Here is a 15,410-nt window from a genome sequence, read left to right as displayed (position 1 = left end):
CGCAGCCTGTGTCGCTGTGTTCGCATCGTGCGATGCGGACACGACTACGCAGACTGCGGACACGATGGCGAAAGGGCCACCGTCCTGAGAAGGGCGGTGGCCCTTTGGCCCTTGGGCCCTTTGGGCTTACTCGAAGATCTCGCCCTTCTCGGCCTTCTCCACCAGCGAGGCCGGCGGCTCGAAGTGGCTGCCGTAACGCTGCGCCAACTCACGCGCCCGCGCGACGAAGCCCTTCAGCCCGCCCTCGTAGGAGTTCATGTACTGCACCACGCCACCGGTCCACGCCGGGAAACCGATGCCGAAGATCGAGCCGATGTTGGCGTCCTCCACCGAGTTGAGCACGCCCTCGTCGAAGCACTTGACGGTTTCGAGTGCCTCGGCGAACAGCATCCGCTCCTGGAGGTCCTTGAACGGCACGTCACCGCTGCCGCTGTTGAAAGCCTCCCGCAGCCCCGGCCACAACCGGGTCCGCTTGCCGTTTTCGTCGTACTCGTAGAACCCGGCGCCGGCGGAGCGGCCCTTGCGGTCGAACTCGTCGAGCATCCGGTCGATGACGGCTTCGGACGGGTGCGGGGTCCACGTGCCTCCCGCAGCCTCCACCGCGGCCTTCGTCTCCTCGCGGATCTTGCGCGGCAGCGTCAGCGTCAGCTCGTCCATCAGCTGCAGCGGCGGCGCCGGGTAGCCGGCCTGCGCACCGGCCTGCTCAATGCTGGCAGGCTCGACGCCCTCGCCCACCGCGGCGACGGCCTCGTTGAGGAACGTGCCGATCACGCGGCTGGTGAAGAACCCGCGGCTGTCGTTGACGACGATCGGGGTCTTGCGGATCTGCAACGTGAAGTCGAAGACCTTCGCCAGCGTGGCGTCGGAGGTCTTCTCCCCGCGGATGATCTCCACGAGCGGCATCTTGTCCACCGGCGAGAAGAAGTGGATGCCGATGAAGTCCTCCTGCCGCTTCACACCCTCGGCCAAGCCGGTGATGGGAAGGGTGGAGGTGTTCGAGCCGAGCACCGCCTCCGGCTCGACGATGCCCTCGATCTCCTGGAAGACCTTGTGCTTGAGCTCGGTGCTCTCGAACACAGCCTCGATCACGAAGTCGACGCCCTTGAAGTCCTCGGGGTCGGCCGTCGGCTTGATGCGGGCCAGCAGCGCGTCGGACTTCTCCTGGGTCGTCTTGCCGCGCTTGAGCGCCTTCTCCTCGAGCTTGACGGCGTAGCCCTTGCCCTTCTCGGCGTTCTCCTGCGACACGTCCTTCAGGACGACGTCGATGCCCGCCTTCGCGCACACGTAGGCGATCGCCGCGCCCATCATGCCTGCGCCGAGCACACCGACCTTGCGCGCCTGGTACTTCTCGAAGCCCTTCGGGCGGGAGCCACCGGAGTTGATGTGCTGCAGGTCGAAGAAGAACGCCTTGGTCATGTTCTTCGCGACCTGGCCGGTCACCAGGCTGACGAAGTACCGCGTCTCGATCTTGAACGCGGTGTCGATGTCGACCTGCGCGCTCTCCACGGCGGTGGCGAGGATGGCACGCGGGGCGGGCATCGGCGCGCCCTTGAGCTGCTTGCGCAGGGTCGCGGGGAAGGCGGGCAGGTTCGCGGCGAACTTCGGGTTCGACGGCGAGCCACCGGGGATCTTGTAGCCCTTGACGTCCCACGGCTGCTGGGCCTCGGGGTTGGCCTTGATCCACTCCTTGGCCTTCGGCAGGAGTTCGTCGACCGAGTCCACCAGCTCGTGGACCAGGCCGAGCTCCAGCGCCTTGGCGGGCCTGTGCCGCTGGCCCTGCACCAGCACATTGAGCACCGCGTTCTGGATGCCGAGCAGGCGCACGGTGCGCACGACGCCACCGGCGCCGGGCAGCAGGCCGAGCGTCACCTCGGGCAGACCGATCTGGCTGCCCTTGACGTCGGCGGCGATGCGGTGGTGGCAGGCCAGCGCAATTTCCAGGCCACCGCCGAGGGCGGCGCCGTTGATGGCGGCGACGACCGGCTTGCCGAGGGTCTCCAACCGGCGCAGCTGCTGCTTCAGCTCGTTGCTGTACTCGGCGATCGACTCGGCGTCGGCGGGCGTGGCCTTGATGAGGTCGTTGAGGTCCCCGCCCGCGAAGAACGTCTTCTTGGCCGACGTGATCACCACACCGGTGATCGAGTCCTTCTCCGCCTCCAGACGGTCGATGATCACACCGAACGACTCACGGAAGTCGTCGTTCATGGTGTTGGCCGACTGCTTCGGGTCGTCGAGCGTCAGCACGACGATGCCGTCGGAGTCCTTCTCCCAGCGGATGGTCTTGGCTTCAGTCATCGTTTGTTCTCGTCCCTCACACGCGCTCGATGATCGTGGCGAGGCCCATGCCACCGCCGATGCACAGCGTCACGAGCGCGCGCCGGGCCTGACGCCGCTCCAGTTCGTCCACCATCGTGCCCAGAATCATCGCGCCGGTGGCGCCCAGCGGGTGGCCCATGGCGATGGCGCCGCCGTTGACGTTGACCTTCTCCTCGGGCAGGTTGAGGTCCTTCATCCACTTGAGAACCACGGAGGCGAACGCCTCGTTCAGCTCGAACAGGTCGATGTCGTCGACCGTGAGCCCGGCCTTGTCCAGCACCTTCTGCGTGGCGGGCGTGGGACCGGTGAGCATGATCGTCGGGTCGGAGCCGGTGACCGCGGTGGCGACGATGCGAGCCCGGGGCTCCATGCCGATGGTCTTGCCGATCTCCTCGTTACCCACCAGCACGATGGCGGCGCCGTCGACGATGCCCGACGAGTTACCACCGGTGTGCACGTGGTCGATCTTCTCGATCCAGTGGTACTTCTGCAGCGCCACAGCGTCGAAACCGGCGAAGTCACCGAGGTCGGCGAAGGCCGGCTTGAGCTTGGCCAGCGTCTCCATCGTGGTACCGGGGCGACGGTGCTCGTCGTGGTCGAGGATGGTCACACCGTTGATGTCCTTGACCGGCACCACGGACTTGGCGAAGTACCCGCCCGACCAGGCGGCCTCGGCCCGCTCCTGCGACCGCACGGCGTAGGCGTCGACGTCCTCCCGCGAGAAGCCCTCGATGGTGGCGATGAGGTCGGCGCCGATGCCCTGCGGCACGAAGTAGGAGTCGTAGTTGGTGGCAGGGTCGGTGAACATCGCGCCGCCGTCGGAACCCATCGGCACGCGCGACATCGACTCGACACCACCACCGATGACGAGGTCGTCCCAACCGGCGCGCACCTTCTGAGCGGCCTGGTTGACGGCTTCCAGGCCCGAGGCGCAGAAGCGGTTGAGCTGCACACCGGCGACGGTGTCGGGCAGCCCGCCGGCGATGGCAGCGGCGCGCGCGATGTCGGCGCCCTGATCCCCCACCGGCGATACGACACCGAGGATGATGTCGTCGATCAGCGCGGGGTCCAGATCGGTGTGCCGCGCCTTGAGCTCGTCGAGCAAGCCGACCACCAGGTCGACCGGCTTGGTTCCGTGGAGGGAACCGCCTTTGTTCTTGCCACGAGGCGTGCGGATCGCCTCGTAGATGAACGCCTCTGTACTCACGCCTGAGGTCCTTCCTGGCGCAGATTGCCGTTCGTGGTGCTAATCGCTACTAACATAATCCCGCATTACCCGAGGCTGTCAACGGGTTGTCGGGTCTGGAACACACGCTAGAGTGGGCTCACGTCATGGATGATATGAACGGTAGGAACAAGCGTCCCCGCGATCGCCGGAGCCAGCTCGCCACGATCGCGTCCGAGCTGTTCCAGCAGCGCGGTTACCACGGTGTGAGCATCAACGACATCGCGGCGGCCGCGGGCGTCACCGGTCCCGCCATCTACCGGCACTTCGCCGACAAACAGGCGGTCCTGGCCCACGTGCTGCTGTCGGGCCTGAGGGACATGGAGGTCGCCACCGAGGCGGCCCTCGACCCGGCCCGGTCCTCCACGCCCGAGGAGATCCGTGAACTGCTCACCGGCCTGGCGGCCCGCTCGGTGGAGCGCCGGGACACCGCCGCGCTGTGGCGTTGGGAAGGGCGGCATCTCGCCGCCGAGGCCCAACAGCGGATCCGTCGACGTTCCACCGCCATGCTGTCGGCGTGGGCGACGGTGCTGCGACGCAAGCGGCCCGAGCTGTCCGAGGAGGACGCCGAACTGCTGTGCTGGGCAACCCTGTCGGTCTTCGGCAGCGTCTCGGTACACCGCGTCACGCTCTCCAAGCGTCGGTTCACCGAGTTGCTCACCTCGCTGGCTCTGCGGGTACTGCACGCGGACCTGCCCGAACCGGACGACGACGAACCCGCCACCCCTCCCGCGTTGACGCTGGAGCAACCGTCGCGCCGGGAGCGGCTGCTCACCGAAGCCGCGGAACTGTTCCGCAAGCACGGCTTCGCCGCGGTGAGCATGGAGGACATCGGCAAGGCGGCGGGTATCGCCGGGCCCAGCGTGTATCGGCACTTCAGCAGCAAGTCGAGCCTGCTGGCCGCCATCGGTCGCAGAGCGGGTGACCGGGTCATGGTCGCGGCCGACCACGCACTGCGGACCAGCGCTCCGCGTGACGAGCGGGAGGCGTTGCGCAGGCTCGCCGAGTCCTATGTGCGCACCCTGACGGGCCCGCCGGAGCTGCTCGTGGCGTTCTCGGTGGATCACGTGCACATCGACGAGAAAGACCGTCCGGAACTGTTGCGTATCCAACGGGACTACGTGGCTCAGTGGGTGCGGCTGCTGGAAGCCGTGCATCCCGGACTGGAGACCCGCGAAGCGAAGATCATCACGCACGCGGCGCTGACCATCGCCAACGACCTCACCCGGACCCGACGGATGGCGGCGCGTTCTCACCTCGCGGCCGAGCTGACGACGTTGTTGCACGCGGTGCTCGACATCGCCTGATCTTCGCCTGATCTTTCACCGGACCCTGCTGGCGCCCGAGCACACCCACCGGCTAACCTACTCGCGAGTAGGTATACCGGAGGGAAAGCTGTGGCCCGACAGAAAGCGACACGACGCGACGCCATGGGCTTCGGCCTCGCGGCGCTCAACCGGCTCGCCGGAAGCCCGCTGCTCGACCGCACCGGACTGCGCAAACCCGTCGAGAACGTCGTGGCCACGGCCACGCGCCAGGGTTTCCGCGTGGCGGGTGCCGCGCAGCGGACGTTCAAGGCGACCACCCGGCTCGGCAAGCCCGCGCGGCTCGCACCCGTGCCCGAGACGGGGCTGTTCGACCTCACCCCGAACGACGAACAGCAGATGATCGTCGAGACGGTGTCCGAGTTCGCCGCCAAACAGCTGCGGCCCGCCGCGGCCGAGGCCGACGACACCATGACGCCCCCCGACGGGCTGCTGGGACGCGCTGCCGAACTGGGCCTGACGGTGGTCGGGATCCCCGAGGAACTCGGCGGCATCGGCAGCGAACGCTCCACGGTGACGAACGTGCTCGTCGCCGAGGCGCTCGCCCACGGCGATCTGGGCCTGGCGGTGGCCGTGCTCGCCCCGTCGGCGGTGAGCAACGTCCTCGTGCGACACGGCGACGCCCACCAACAGGCCACCTATCTGCCCGCGTTCACCGGTGAGGACGTGCCCGCGGCGGCACTGGCGTTGCAGGAGCGTGCGCCGCTGTTCGACGTGTTCGCCCCGAAGACCACCGCGAAGCGCACCCCGAACGGCTACCGCCTCAACGGTGTGAAAAACCTCGTGCCGAGGGCCGCGCAGGCCGAGCTGTTCATCGTGTCCGCGAATCTCGAAGGACGCGGACCGGCCCTGTTCGTCGTCGAGTCGTCGAGCAAGGGCGTGTCCATCGAGGCGGAGCCCGCGATGGGTCTGCGAGGCGCGGCGACCGGCAAACTGGTGCTCGAAGGCGTGTCGCTGCCCGCGAGCGCCCTCATCGGCGGCGGCAAGCGTGACGTGTTCACCGACGTGGTGCGCTCCTCCCGCCTGGCGTGGTCGGCGCTGGCGTGCGGCACCGCGAAGGCCGTGCTCGACTACGTCATCCCCTACGTCAACGAGCGCGAGGCGTTCGGTGAGCCCATCAGCCACCGGCAGGGCGTGGCGTTCCAGGTCGCCGACATCGGTATCGAGCTGGAGGGCATGCGTCTGGTGATGCTGCGCGCGGCCTCCCGGGCCGAACAGGACAAGCCGCACGCACGCGAGGTGGCGCTGGCCCGCAAACTCGCCGTGGACAAGGGCATGTGGATCGGCAGCACCGGTGTTCAACTGCTCGGCGGGCACGGGTTCATCAAGGAACATCCGGTGGAGCGCTGGTATCGCGACCTGCGCGCGATCGGCGTCATGGAAGGGGTCGTGACGGCATGATCAATCTCGAGGTCCCGAAGAAGGCCAAGGCCCTGGTCAACCAGGCCCGACAGGCCGCCACCGAGGTGTTCCGGCCGATCTCGCGCAAGTACGACCGGGCCGAGCACGTCTATCCCACCGAGCTCGACATGCTCGCCGCGCTGCTGGACGGGTTGAACACCTCGGGCGAGGGCGGCGCGGGCGCGGCCGGTGTGCGTCGCAAGGACGACAAGGACACCTCCGGTAACCGCAACGGCAGCAACCTGCTGACCGTGCTCGGCACCATCGAGTTGTGCTGGGGCGACGTGGCACTGCTGCTGTCCATGCCGCGACAGGGACTCGGCAACGCGGCCATCGCGTCGGTGGCCAACGACGAGCAGCTGGCGCGCTTCGGCAAGCACTGGGCGGCCATGGCGATCACCGAGCCGGGCTGCGGGTCCGACTCGGCGGCCATCACCACCACGGCCACCAAGGACGGCGACGACTACATCCTCAACGGGGAGAAGATCTTCGTCACCTCCGGCGAGCGGGCCGACGCCGTGGTCGTGTGGGCCACTTTGGACAAGAGCAAGGGCCGCGCCGCCATCAAGTCGTTCGTGGTGGAGAAGGGCACGCCGGGTTTCGAGGTCGTGCGGTTGGAGCACAAGCTCGGCATCCGCGCCTCCGACACGGCTGTGCTGCGGTTCGACAACTGCCGAGTGCCGAAGGAGAACCTGCTCGGCTCCCCGGAGATCGACACCAAGAAGGGTTTCGCCGGGGTCATGCAGACCTTCGACAACACCCGTCCGCTGGTGGCCGCCATGGCCATCGGTGTGGCACGGGCGGCGTTGGAGGAGACCCGGCGCCTCCTGGCCGAAGCCGGCATCGAGGTGGACTACAACAAGCCCGCGATGTCGCAACACGCCGCCGCAGCCACGTTCCTGCAGCTGGAGGCCGACTACGAGGCCGCGTACCTGACGACGATGGAAGCGGCGTGGATGGCCGACAACCGCAAGCCGAACTCGCTGCAGGCGTCGATCGCCAAGGCCAAGGCGGGACGCACGGTCGTGGACATCACGCTCAAATGTGTCGAACTCGCCGGCACCCTCGGCTACACCGAGGAGTCACTGCTGGAGAAGTGGGCACGTGACTCGAAGATCCTGGACATCTTCGAAGGCACGCAACAGATCCAGCAACTCATCGTCGCCCGCCGCCTGCTGGGCAAGACGAGCAAGGAACTGAAGTAGCCTGTAAGGCAAAGGAAAGCCGCCCGTCCACTGTGTCGCACAGGGGCGGGCGGCTTTCTCGTGCTCAGACCTCGACCGTCCGGCCCGGGCCCTCGTGCACACCGGTGCGCTCGATCGGCCAGCCGAAGCGCGACCCAGCACGGCGGGCCGGTGACCTACTCGATACGCGCCCGTGCCACGTCGATGGCGTGGGTGACCCACCAGCACCCCCGCATGTGATCGAGCATACGTATGTGGTCCACGTGTTCGGGGAAGACTTTTTCACAAGTTTTCGAGTCGATGTGGGCACGAAGCGAGGAGATCGCCACGTGAAGGACCTGAGCACACTGCTCGCCGTCGCGCGAGAGGCCGCCGACATCGGCCGCGCCATCGTCTCCATCGGCGACTACGCCACCGGCGAAGGAGCCGCCGAGAAGAACCGCCGCCGCTTCGCCGTCACCCAGGCCCTGGCCGAGAACGTCGAACGCGTCCGCATGTTCGGCGCGGCCTCCCTCGACCTCGCCTGGGTAGCCGAAGGACGCACCGACGCCTGCGTGATCCTGTCCAACAAGCCCTGGGACATGGCGGCGGGAGCGCTTCTCGCTCGTCTCTTCGCAGCGATGGTCACGGACACGAACAAGCGCCCACACGATCTCGCGGCCGAAGAGACAATGGCGTGCAATCCCCGGCTACTTCCCCTACTCAGTGACCTGTTGGTCAACGAAAAGGAAGAGTGACCGCTCAAAGCCCGGCCAGCGTGTGCACTGATGCTTCAAACCGCGCTGACGACGGCGGCCTCACCCTTTTGGGTACGGCTTGGAACAGTGATCCCCGAAATCGCCCCACGGCGGGAAATCACGCACACGAGCGCGCACAGAATGTGCGGAGCGTGAATAGCCATAAACAGTCTGGGTACCCGCTCGGCACGGCGGCGGAGACCGCCGCCTGACAACGGTAGCCGTGATGGGAATCGAATCATGACAGGCTTGGGTGGACTGAACCCTTCCTCCGGCGCCATGGTGCTGGGGCTAGTTCAACAGCAGGTACCGATCATCAGCGAACCAGGGGATCTGAAGGCGGCGAGTGAGAAGGTCGCCGACATGGTCAGGATGGCGAAGGCCGGCCTGCCAACCTTGGACCTGCTGGTCTTTCCCGAGTACTGCCTCAACGGGCTCAACCCCAAAAGCTGGCTTCGCGACGACCTGTTGTGCGATCTCGACGGTCCCGAGGTCGAACGGCTGCGAAGCGCGTGCGCGGACCGTCGCATCTGGGGTTGCTTCTCCCTCATGGAACGCAACCCACACGGTGCGCCGTACAACAGCGGAATCATCGTCGACGCGTCCGGGGAGATCGCCCTGTACTACCGCAAGATGCATCCGATGGTCCCGCTCGAACCCTGGGAGCCCGGCGATCTCGGCGTGCCGGTGTGCGCCGGGCCGGCCGGGTCGACCCTGGCGTTGCTCATCTGTCATGACGGGATGTTCCCCGAAATGGCTCGGGAAGCCGCGTACAAGGGAGCGAACGTCATCCTGCGGACTGCCGGCTACACCGACCCCATCCGAAGTTCCTGGCGGTTCACCAACCAGTCCAACGCTTTCACCAATCTCGCCTACACGGCCTCGGTCGCTCTCACCGGCGCGGACGCCACGGGGATCTGGTCGATCGGCGAAGCGATGATCTGCGACCCGGAGGGGAACGTCATCGAACAGGGTGACAACTCCCCCGACCGCATCGTCACCGGCGAGGTCGTTCCCGCACGCGCCGACGAGGCACGACGCCGCTGGGGCGTGGAGAACAACATCTACCAACTGGGTCACCGCGGCTACGTGGCCGTTCGGGGCGGAGCCACGGACTGCCCGTACACGTACATGACCGACCTCGCCGCGGGCCGGTACCGGGTGCCGTGGGAGGACGAGGTCGAGATGACCGACGGCACCTCGGTGGGCTACGGACCCCCGCGAGACCCGGCCAGTGACAAGGAAACGCATCGAACGAACGCACCGCGTCAGACGACCGGCGGATAGTCGGCCGAGTACTCGTATCCCCGGAAAGCCTGACACACGTCCGTTGAATGTGGACACACCCGGGAAAGATCGAATCGCGACGGTGACCGACCGTTGTCAGGATTGAGTCATGTAACCGGCCACAGTGCGAGGTCGCGGACGCGGTCCGCTGACGGAGGAGTGAGGTGTCTGCTGCCCACGGCGCCGAGACTGGGGTGCCCCGCAACGGCTCCCGTCGTCGGCGTCCGGCGACGGACTGGCTGGGCTGGGTATCGTGCGCCGTCACCGTGGTCGGGTTCGGACTGTCCCTACTCGCGTGGTCGGCCGGTGGTTTCTCCGTATCCGTTCCTTGGGCTCCCAGCCGTGACCTGTGGTTGAGTTTCTCGTTCGACGGGCTCGGTGCCCTGTACGCGCTGCTGGCCACCGGTGTCGGTGCACTGGTGTTCGCCTACGGCAGTCGGTACCTGCCACTACACCTGGAACACGAGAAGCGCCCACTCGACCAACGGTGGCGCTTCTGGCCGTGGATGCTGTTGTTCGCCGCGTCGATGGTCGGCCTGGCGTCGGCACAGGACCTCGTGCTGCTTTTCGTCTTCTTCGATCTGACCGCGATCTGCTCGTACTTCCTCATCGGTTTCGACCACGGCCGCCGCGAAGCCCACATCGCCGCGATCATGTCCCTCATCGTCACCGTCGCCAGCGCGGTGGCGATGCTCATCGCCGCCACCCTGTTCCACAGCCGGTACGGCACGTTCTCGATACCGGAGCTGGTGCGGCTTACGGAAAGCGGATCGACGACGACCACCGCCGCCGCGTTGCTGGCCGTGGCGGCCCTGGCCAAAAGCGCGCAGGCACCGTTCCACTTCTGGCTGCCCCGTGCCATGGCCGCACCCACACCGGTGTCGGCCTATCTCCACTCGGCGGCGATGGTCGCGGCCGGGGTCCTCGTCCTGGGCCGGGTCCACCCGTTACTGGCTCGAAGTGAGGCGGTGCTCATCGGTTTGTCGGTGGTGGGCACGCTCTCGATCGTGGTCGGCGGGGTGCTCGCCCTGGGCGAGGACCGGCTCAAACAGGTACTCGCCTACTCCACGATCTCCCAGTACGGCTACATGGTGCTGCTGTACGGGATCGGGGGAGCGAACGGCAACGGTGCGGCGGCGTTCTACGTCCTGGTGCACGGGGTGGCCAAGAGCGCGTTGTTCATGACGGCCGGGGCGGTGACGATGGCCACCGGCGAAGATCGGCTGTCCCGCCTGGGCGGGCTCCGACGACGCATGCCTGTGTTGGCCGTCGCCGCGGGAGTGGCGACGGCGACCCTCGCGGCCCTGCCGCTCACCGCGGGCTTCTTCAAAGACGAGCTCTTCTTCAAAGCCGCGCTCGAAGCGGGTCCGTGGGAGGCCGCGATCGCCCTGGTGGCGGCGAGTCTGACCTTCGCCTACATCTGGCGTTTCTGGGGGAAGCTGTTCCTGGGCCGAAAACGCGTGGGCGAAGACGGCGCCGGTGGAGTCAGGACCTCTCCCCTGCTCGTCGCCCCCGTCGTCGTGCTCGCCGGCATCGCCGTGCTGGGCGGGCTGGTGACGCAACCGTTCGTCGGTCTGGCCGAGGCCGCCGGAAACGTCAGCAACGTCGGCGGAGTCCACCTGTCGCCCGCCTACCACCTGGATGCCCGGCCGGAGAACCTGATGGCGGTGTGCGCGTGGGGGCTGGGCGTCCTGTTACTCGTGGGTCACCGGTTCTCCACCCGGGTGTCGCGGCTGCTGGCCGAGTTCGGACAGCGGTGGGGCCCCCGCCAGGTCTACGCGTTGTCGCTACGAGGTCTGTCCGCGCTCTCCGGCGTCATCCACAACCGGGAGGTCCACACCCTGAGAAACAGTGTCGCGGTGGTGCTCGTGCCCGCCGCGATACTGGGTGGCATCGCCTTCGCCGTCACCCCGATGGAGCGGACGTACGACGTCGGCTCGGTTTCGGGCGACGACTGGTTGATCCTGGCGTTGTTGGCCCTGGTGGCCATCGCGACGGTGGCGGTCGCCCGGGCCCGCGCACAACTGCCCCTGGTCCTCACCCTGGCTGTGGTGGGATTCGCCCTGGCCGCGGTCTACGCGTTGTTCAGCGCGCCGAACGTGGCGTTGGTGGCCGTGACGGTCGAGACCATGGTCACCCTGGTGTTCCTCATGGCGTTGGCTCGACTGCCCACACGCCGGGGTAACGGCCGAGGCAGTCTCCCGATGTCTCCCGACCTCAAACACGCCGCTGTGGCCAGGCAGACCGGCCGGAACCTCCTCGCCGGGGTCGCCGCGGGGCTGGGCATGTTCATCGCCTTGTGGAGTTCTCTCTCCCACCCGGCACAGGAACCGAACGTGGCGGCCGAGTACATCGCCCTCACCCCCGAGGCCCACGGCCACGACGCCGTCACCGTGATCATCACCGACTTCCGGGGTCTGGACACCCTCGGCGAGATCACCGTCCTGGTCGTCGCGGGCATCGGGGTGGCCAGCCTGTTGCGACGGGGGCGATTGTGGTGAGACGGCACGACATCATCGTCCGGGTTGTGGCCCGGCTCCTGCTGGCCCCCAGCGTCGCCGTCGCCGTGGCGTTGCTCGTCAAGGGATACTCCGAGGTCGGTGACGGTTTCAGCGCCGGGATGATCGTCGCGTTGACGGTCGCTTTGCAGTACGTGGCGCTCGGAGCCTCGACGGCGGAACGGGTCCTCCCGTTGTTGCGCCTCAGTCCGATACTGATGATCGGGGGCCTGCTTATGTCCCTGATCGTTGCGTTCTTCCCTCTAGCACTCGGCAAACCGCCGTTCAGCCATCTTCCGGAACCCGGTCGGCACGTGACCACCGTGGGCACGCTCGAGCTGTTCACCCCGCTGGCCTTCGACGTGGCGATCTTCTGCCTGGTGGTGGGGGTACTGACGACGATGCTGCACCAGTTCGCGAGCACGGAGGAGGAGACCGAAGAGGAAAGAGAAGGGGAGCAGACCGGATGAACCTCGCCATAGCCGGAACCGCCGCACTGCTGTTCGGCAGCGGCGCCTATCTGCTCCTGCAACACGAACTCGTCCGAGTCAGCGCGGGAATCGTGCTGATCTCACAAAGCGCCGTTTTGATGATCATCGGCTCCAGTCTGATCCGCGGCGAGGCACCCATCGTCCCGGCCGACAAAACGGTCGCCGACCCGGTGCCCCAAGCACTGGCGTTGACGGCGTTGGTCATCGGACTGGCCACGGTGGCACTGCTGCTCGCGCTGGTGAACCGAGTCACCACGGTGTTCCGCACCGCCCGAATCAACGAACTGACCACCAGCGAAGCGGCATACGAACGGAAACTGGCCGACCAACGTCGCCTCGACCGTGACGAGGCGACGTGACAGCGGTGACGGCGGCGCTGGCGCTGCCCTGGGTCGCAGGACTCGCGCTAGTGGGGCTCAACGGGCGGCGACCGATCGTCGCCTGGCTCGCGGTGGCCGCCCTCGCCGCGGACCTCGTCGTCCTGGTCGTGCTCGCGATCCACGTGAGCAACCACGGCGACACCCAAGTGGTGACAGGCGGCTGGCCCGCCGGTGTGGGGATCGTGCTTCGCGCCGACACTCTGGGAATCACGTTCGCCCTGCTGTCGGTGTTCGTGTTGCTGGCCGCGACCTTCACCGAAACGATCAAAGGCGTCCGAGTCCGGACGTTCCCGGGACTGGTGGTGCTGCTCTCCGCCGGGTTGAGCGGCCTGTTCCTCACCCACGACGTGTTCAACTTCTATGTCTTCTTCGAGCTGTCGATGATCGTGTCCTACGTGCTGACCGCCTACGGGGGACGCACCCGACAACTGCGGGCGGCTCTGGTCTTCGCCGCCGTGAACCTGCTGGGCTCCTTCCTGTTCCTCCTGGCCGTGGCCGGCGCCTACCGGGTGACCGGAACACTGTGGATGAGCGACGTGGCCACTCAGATGGAACAGGTGTCCGCCAACGCGTCGTTGCTCATCGCGCTGGGTTTCTTCGTCGCCTTCAGCGTCAAGGTGGGGCTGTTCCCTTTCCACTTCTGGCTGCCGACCGTCTACGCCGGAACCCGCCCCGCCGTGGCCGCCATCCTCAGTGGTGCCGTCGCCAACATCGGCTCCTACGGGCTGCTCCGATTCGGTGTGGGCATGTTCGAACCGCAACTACGACTGGCCGAGATCATGGTGATCGCGCTTGGTGCCGCCTCGATCGTCTACGGCGCTTTGCTGGCGGTGTCCCGCGGTGATCCCGCGGAGATGCTGGCCTACTCCACGATCGGACAGATCGGGTACGTCTTGGTCGCCATCGGAGTCGGTGGCGCCGTCGGGTGGGCGGCCGCCGTGCTCTACAGCGTGATCAACGGGCTGAACAAGACGCTGCTGTTCTTGGGTGTCGACCTGCGCGGCAAACTCGTCGCCGCCGCCTTCGTGATCGGAGCGTTCAGCGTTGCCGGTGTGCCCCCCGCCGTGGGATTCGTGGGCAAGCTCGAACTGTTCCGCACCGCCGTCGCCGCGTCCAGCCCCGTCCTCGTGGTCCTGTTGTTCATCGGCAGTGCTCTGTCGCTGGTCTACCTGTTCCAAGTGTATCAGCGTGTCTTCTGGCACAAGAGCGTTCCGCCCCGGGAACTGGCCGGTGCCGGAACCGACGCCCGGATCAGCCCGCTGCCGTTACGAGTGTTGACGCTGGTCCTGGCATTCGTCGTCCTGGCCATCGGGATATGGCCGGAACCCCTGCTGGCGCTCAGCGGCAACGCCGCCGACGCACTGATTCGGAGGTAAACCAGATGGCTGGTCTGTTCGCACGGATCGCTGCGCTCACGGCGATCTACCTGTTGGCGCTGGGGAACATCCACCCCGGTGACATCCTCGACGGGGTCGTTCTCGCGGTGATACTGGTCATCGGTGGACGATTCGTTCTCTCCCTGAGATCGGCCGAAGGTCCACCGCCGGCTGTCTCGGTGCCCCGGCGACTCGCCGGTGTCCCGGCGTTGCTCGGCGGCACACTGGTCGACATCGCACGTGGCAGTTGGACGGTGGCCCGGTACTGTCTGCGTCCCCCCGCGGAAGCCGAGCCCGGGATAGTCACCGTCCCTATCGGACGAAGTTCACCGGGGTCGGCCACGGCTTGGGGGATCCGGGTGGGAATCGCCCCGGACAGCGTCGTCGTGGGGGTCGACGAACAGCAAGGTCACATGCTGGTGCACGTGCTCGACGCCCGCGACCCGGAAGCGGTGCGGGTCACCCAACTGGACGGCTACGAGCGGCGGCAACGCCGGGTCTTTCCGTGATCGCCATGCCCACCGTCGTTCTCATTCCCGCACTGATCTGGATGACACTGCTGCTGGTGGGTGGTGGGCTCGTGCTGATCCGGGCCCGCGACGTCAGCCACGGTCTTGTGGCCCTGGACATGCTGGCGGTGCTCATCATCTCGCTGCTGGCGCTGCTGTCGTACTCCCGGAACGAGCCGTACTACTTCGACGCCGCGGTCGCGCTCGCCTTGTTGTCCTTCGTCTCCACCATCGCCACGGCGCGCTATCTCGGATCCGGAGGTCCCTTCGGGTGATCTCGATTCTGCTCGAAATACTCGGCTCCGCGCTGCTGCTGATCGGCCTGACCCTGCAGACGGTCAGCCTGTACGGGGTGTTGCGGCTGCCCAACACCTACCAGCAACTCCACGCCCAAGGCCTGGCCACCGGGCCCGGGGTGATCGCGGTGCTGGCGGCCGCGGTCGCCACCGAGAACATCGAGATCATGGCCTTCGCCGTGCTCACGATCGCTTTCGTCACGATCACCTCCCCCATCTCCAGCCATGCCATCGCCCGCTCCGAACATCACCGGCAGCGTCGTCGGCAACGCCACGCCGATCGGGATGAGAGACCGTGAGGCCAGGGCTCGGAACAGTGCTCCGACAGGTGGGCCACACACCCGTGTATGAGGCCGCGGCGGCCGACGACTGTGACGGACCGCTT

General features: G+C 67.0%; 14 protein-coding genes. 12 read left to right on the top strand and 2 right to left on the bottom strand.

What is annotated here, in order from left to right; all coding sequences use genetic code 11:
- Positions 1 to 126: 126 nt before the first annotated feature.
- Together M7H19_RS11075 and M7H19_RS11070 are read right to left on the bottom strand one after the other, a co-directional pair.
- Complete coding sequence (locus M7H19_RS11075; protein ID WP_298180510.1) at positions 127 to 2,295, bottom strand: 3-hydroxyacyl-CoA dehydrogenase NAD-binding domain-containing protein; 2,169 nt, start codon at positions 2,293 to 2,295, stop codon at positions 127 to 129.
- Between the two features lie 16 nt (positions 2,296 to 2,311).
- The gene (locus M7H19_RS11070; RefSeq protein WP_298180507.1) at positions 2,312 to 3,523 is read right to left on the bottom strand and encodes an acetyl-CoA C-acetyltransferase; all 1,212 of its coding nucleotides are present in this window, start codon (positions 3,521 to 3,523) and stop codon (positions 2,312 to 2,314) included.
- Between the two features lie 125 nt (positions 3,524 to 3,648).
- On the opposite strand from M7H19_RS11070, the gene M7H19_RS11065 reads away from it, so the two are divergent.
- From M7H19_RS11065 to M7H19_RS11010, 12 genes are all read left to right on the top strand, one after another.
- Positions 3,649 to 4,848, top strand: a complete 1,200-nt coding sequence (locus M7H19_RS11065) for a TetR/AcrR family transcriptional regulator (RefSeq protein WP_298180505.1) — start codon at positions 3,649 to 3,651, stop codon at positions 4,846 to 4,848.
- Positions 4,849 to 4,971: 123 nt separating this feature from the next.
- Positions 4,972 to 6,267, top strand: coding sequence for an acyl-CoA dehydrogenase family protein (locus M7H19_RS11060; RefSeq protein WP_298180564.1), 1,296 nt, complete (start codon positions 4,972 to 4,974; stop codon positions 6,265 to 6,267).
- Complete coding sequence (locus M7H19_RS11055; RefSeq protein WP_298180503.1) at positions 6,264 to 7,472, top strand: acyl-CoA dehydrogenase family protein; 1,209 nt, start codon at positions 6,264 to 6,266, stop codon at positions 7,470 to 7,472. Before M7H19_RS11060 ends, M7H19_RS11055 begins: the two co-directional genes overlap by 4 nt.
- A 308-nt stretch (positions 7,473 to 7,780) precedes the next feature.
- Positions 7,781 to 8,188, top strand: a complete 408-nt coding sequence (locus M7H19_RS11050) for an inositol monophosphatase family protein (RefSeq protein WP_298180501.1) — start codon at positions 7,781 to 7,783, stop codon at positions 8,186 to 8,188.
- Between the two features lie 240 nt (positions 8,189 to 8,428).
- Positions 8,429 to 9,475, top strand: coding sequence for a formamidase (locus tag M7H19_RS11045; RefSeq protein ID WP_298180498.1), 1,047 nt, complete (start codon positions 8,429 to 8,431; stop codon positions 9,473 to 9,475).
- Between the two features lie 164 nt (positions 9,476 to 9,639).
- Complete coding sequence (gene mbhE, locus M7H19_RS11040; protein ID WP_298180496.1) at positions 9,640 to 11,976, top strand: hydrogen gas-evolving membrane-bound hydrogenase subunit E; 2,337 nt, start codon at positions 9,640 to 9,642, stop codon at positions 11,974 to 11,976.
- Between the two features lie 26 nt (positions 11,977 to 12,002).
- A complete protein-coding gene (locus M7H19_RS11035) occupies positions 12,003 to 12,443 on the top strand; it encodes an MnhB domain-containing protein (protein WP_298180494.1) in 441 nt (146 codons plus the stop codon).
- Positions 12,440 to 12,823: an NADH-quinone oxidoreductase subunit K gene (locus M7H19_RS11030; protein ID WP_298180490.1), complete on the top strand. Its 384-nt coding sequence runs from the start codon at positions 12,440 to 12,442 to the stop codon at positions 12,821 to 12,823. Before M7H19_RS11035 ends, M7H19_RS11030 begins: the two co-directional genes overlap by 4 nt.
- Complete coding sequence (locus tag M7H19_RS11025) at positions 12,820 to 14,220, top strand: proton-conducting transporter membrane subunit (protein ID WP_298180488.1); 1,401 nt, start codon at positions 12,820 to 12,822, stop codon at positions 14,218 to 14,220. The genes M7H19_RS11030 and M7H19_RS11025 overlap by 4 nt, the downstream gene beginning before the upstream one ends.
- Before the next feature lie 5 nt (positions 14,221 to 14,225).
- On the top strand, positions 14,226 to 14,729 hold the full coding sequence (locus M7H19_RS11020) for a Na+/H+ antiporter subunit E (protein WP_298180486.1): 504 nt from the start codon (positions 14,226 to 14,228) through the stop codon (positions 14,727 to 14,729).
- A gap of 5 nt (positions 14,730 to 14,734) precedes the next feature.
- Entirely contained in the window at positions 14,735 to 15,004 is a 270-nt protein-coding gene (locus M7H19_RS11015; protein ID WP_298180482.1) for an MrpF/PhaF family protein, read from the top strand.
- Positions 15,001 to 15,324 carry a monovalent cation/H(+) antiporter subunit G gene (locus tag M7H19_RS11010; protein WP_298180480.1) on the top strand — a complete coding sequence of 108 codons (324 nt, stop codon included), beginning with the start codon at positions 15,001 to 15,003 and terminating at the stop codon, positions 15,322 to 15,324. Before M7H19_RS11015 ends, M7H19_RS11010 begins: the two co-directional genes overlap by 4 nt.
- Positions 15,325 to 15,410 lie beyond the last annotated feature (86 nt).

The organism is Saccharomonospora sp. (assembly GCF_027317685.1).
Classification (GTDB): domain Bacteria; phylum Actinomycetota; class Actinomycetes; order Mycobacteriales; family Pseudonocardiaceae; genus Saccharomonospora.
Note: the sequence above shows the minus strand (reverse complement) of the source record. Positions and strands in the feature narration are given on the sequence as shown.